Raw genomic sequence first — 2,577 nt, forward strand, 5'->3', positions numbered from 1 at the left:
CGGCAGCACGACGCCCCCCGGCCGCGGGGGCGTCGTGCTGCCGCGGGGGTGGCGGGCACGGCCCGCGACCGCTGCCTAGAGTGCGGACATGAACCTCGAGCGCCCCGTCGCCCCCGAGCCGTACTCGCTGCTGCCGCAGGTCCCGAGCTTCGCGCTGACCTCCACCGACGTCGCGGAGGGAGCGGTGATGGCCGACGCGCACGCGGACGGGAACGTGTCGCCGCAGCTGTCGTGGAGCGGGTTCCCCGAGGGCACGAAGTCCTTCCTGCTCAACTGCTTCGACCCGGACGCGCCCACGCCCGCGGGGTTCTGGCACTGGACCGTCGTCGACCTCCCCGTCACGACGACGGAGCTGCCCACGGGCGCCGACGCCCCCGCCCACCTCGGGGACGCCCTGGTGCTGCGCAACGACATGGGCACGGCCGACTACACCGGCGCCGCTCCCCCGCCCGGCGACCGCGCGCACCGGTACGTGTTCGCGGTCCACGCCCTCGACGTCGAGTCCCTCGGCCTGCCCGCCGAGGCCACGCCCACCGTCGCCGCCTTCACCTCGCTGGGCCACGTCCTGGCGCGCGCGACCCTCACGGCCACCTACCAGCGGTGACCGCGGTCCCGGCTGCGGCGCAGCGGGTCGCGGGCGACCTGGAGCTGCACGCCGCCGCCACCCGCCCCGATCTGCTGACGCCCGCCGTGCTCGCGGCCCTGCCGGCCGGGGCCTGGGTCTGCGGCATCGACCCCGCCGTGGCGGACACCGCGGCGCTGGTCGAGGCGGCCGGCGTCCCGCCGGACGGCTCCGCGAACTGCGTGGTGGTGTCCGGCCGGCGCGAGGGCGAGGAGCGGGTCGCGGCGTGCGTCGTGCTCGCGACGACCCGCGCCGACGTCAACAGCGCCGTCAAGCGGGCCCTCGACGTCCGCAAGGCGTCCTTCCTGCCGGTGGACCGGGCGGTCACCGAGAGCGGCATGGAGCACGGCGGCATCACGCCCCTCGGGCTCCCGGCCGGCTGGCGCGTCCTCGTCGACGGGCGGGTGGCCGCCGCGGCGTGGGTGCTCGTCGGGTCCGGCGTGCGGCGCTCCAAGCTCGTCGTGCGCGGGGCCGACCTCGCGGGCCTGCCCGGCGCCGAGGTCGTGGACATCGCGCTGGAGCGCTGAGCCCGTGCGCCGCCGCCTCGTCGTGCGCGGGCCGCGGCCGGCCCGCGAGGTCTGGCGCGACTACGCCGAGCCCGCCCGCTGGTCGCGGTGGTCTCCCCAGGTGCGCGACGTCCGGACCCCGGGCCCCGTCCTCGCGACCGTCCTCGCGACCGGCCTCGCGGGCACCGTGCACGGCCCGGCCGGGCTGCGGGTGCCGTTCGTCGTCACCGCGGTGGACGCGGCCGCCTGGACGTGGTCGTGGGACGTGCGGGCGGCCGGCGCCGGGCTGCGGCTGGAGCACGGCGTGCGGGCGCTCGGCGCCCCGGGCGACGCGGCGGCCGGCTGCCTCACGTGGCTCGTGCTCGACGGCCCGGCCCCGGTCGTGCTGGGCTACTCCCCCGCGGCGCGGGCGGCGCTGCGGCGCCTCGTCGGCGGCTGACGCGCCGCCGTCCGCGCGAGCTCAGGGACCGTCGTGCGCCGGCGGCCGGGACAGCAGCCGCTCCGACGCCTCCTGCGGCGTCCGGCGACCCGCGAGGACGTCCAGCACCTCGGCCGCCAGCGGCAGCTCGACGCCCACGCTCCGGGCCCGCGCGAGCACGGGCGCGGTCGAGGCGACGCCCTCCGCCGTGCCGCCCGCCAGGCTCGCGAGCGCCTGCTCCAGCGTGGCACCGCGGCCCAGCGCGAGCCCCACCCGGTGGTTGCGCGACAGCGTCGACAGGCTCGTCGCGACCAGGTCCCCCAGCCCCGCGAGCCCCAGGAAGGTCAGGGCGTCGGCGCCCAGGGCGACCCCGAGCCGGGTCGCCTCGGCCAGGCCGCGCGTGAGGAGCGCGGCGCGTGCGTTGGCCCCGAACCCGGCCCCCTCGGCCATCCCCAGCGCCAGGGTCACCACGTTCTTCATGGCCCCGGCGACGTCCACGCCGACGACGTCGGTGGACAGGTACGGGCGGAAGGTGCTGCTGCGGCACGCGTCCGCCACGCGCTGGGCCACGCTCGCGTCGGCGCACGCGACCACCGTGGCCGCGGGCTGGCCCTGCGCGACCTCGAGCGCGAGGTTCGGCCCGGACAGCAGGACGACGCGCCCGGGGCCGACGCCGAGACCGTCGGTCAGCACCTCGTGGCCGAAGCGTCCCGTCCCGGTCTCCACGCCCTTGGTCAGCAGGACGAACGGCGCGTGCGCCGGCAGCCGGTCCCGCCACCGCTGCAGGTGCGCGGCGAGCAGCTGCAGCGGCACCGCGAGGACGACGAGGTCGGCGCCGTCGGCGGCGACCCCGACGTCGGCGGTGGCCGTCAGCGACGAGGGCAGCGTCACCCCCGGCAGGTAGGCCCCGCTCGTGCGCCGCGCGGTGATCTCCTCGGCGAGCTCGGCCCGCCGCGTCGCCCGGGGCGCCGAGCGCCCGCACGCCGTGCTCCAGCCGCAGCCCGGCGCCGGCCGCCCGCACGTCCCACGAC

Annotated in this window: 4 protein-coding genes; 3 read left to right on the forward strand and 1 reads right to left on the reverse strand. The window is 78.9% G+C overall.

Features of this window, described 5'->3' with window-relative positions:
- The first annotated feature begins 88 nt into the window (after positions 1-88).
- The 3 genes from GTR02_RS21235 to GTR02_RS21245 are packed head-to-tail and all read left to right on the forward strand — an operon-like array spanning position 89 to position 1,567.
- Positions 89-604, forward strand: coding sequence for a YbhB/YbcL family Raf kinase inhibitor-like protein (locus tag GTR02_RS21235; protein WP_166609460.1), 516 nt, complete (start codon positions 89-91; stop codon positions 602-604).
- Entirely contained in the window at positions 601-1,149 is a 549-nt protein-coding gene (locus GTR02_RS21240; protein ID WP_166609461.1) for a YbaK/EbsC family protein, read from the forward strand. Before GTR02_RS21235 ends, GTR02_RS21240 begins: the two co-directional genes overlap by 4 nt.
- Before the next feature lie 4 nt (positions 1,150-1,153).
- Positions 1,154-1,567: an SRPBCC family protein gene (locus tag GTR02_RS21245; protein WP_166609462.1), complete on the forward strand. Its 414-nt coding sequence runs from the start codon at positions 1,154-1,156 to the stop codon at positions 1,565-1,567.
- Positions 1,568-1,588: 21 nt separating this feature from the next.
- Here GTR02_RS21245 and GTR02_RS21250 read toward each other — a convergent pair.
- On the reverse strand, positions 1,589-2,577 hold a 989-nt coding region (locus tag GTR02_RS21250), incomplete at its 5' end, for an NAD(P)H-dependent glycerol-3-phosphate dehydrogenase (RefSeq protein ID WP_205709764.1).

Source organism: Kineococcus siccus (genome assembly GCF_009906795.1).
Classification (GTDB): Bacteria; Actinomycetota; Actinomycetes; order Actinomycetales; family Kineococcaceae; genus Kineococcus; species Kineococcus siccus.

What these genes read in the sequence shown, in the direction of transcription:
- GTR02_RS21235 (WP_166609460.1), top strand. Translation starts at nt 89, where the DNA reads ATGAACCTCGAGCGCCCCGTCGCCCCCGAGCCGTACTCGCTGCTGCCG.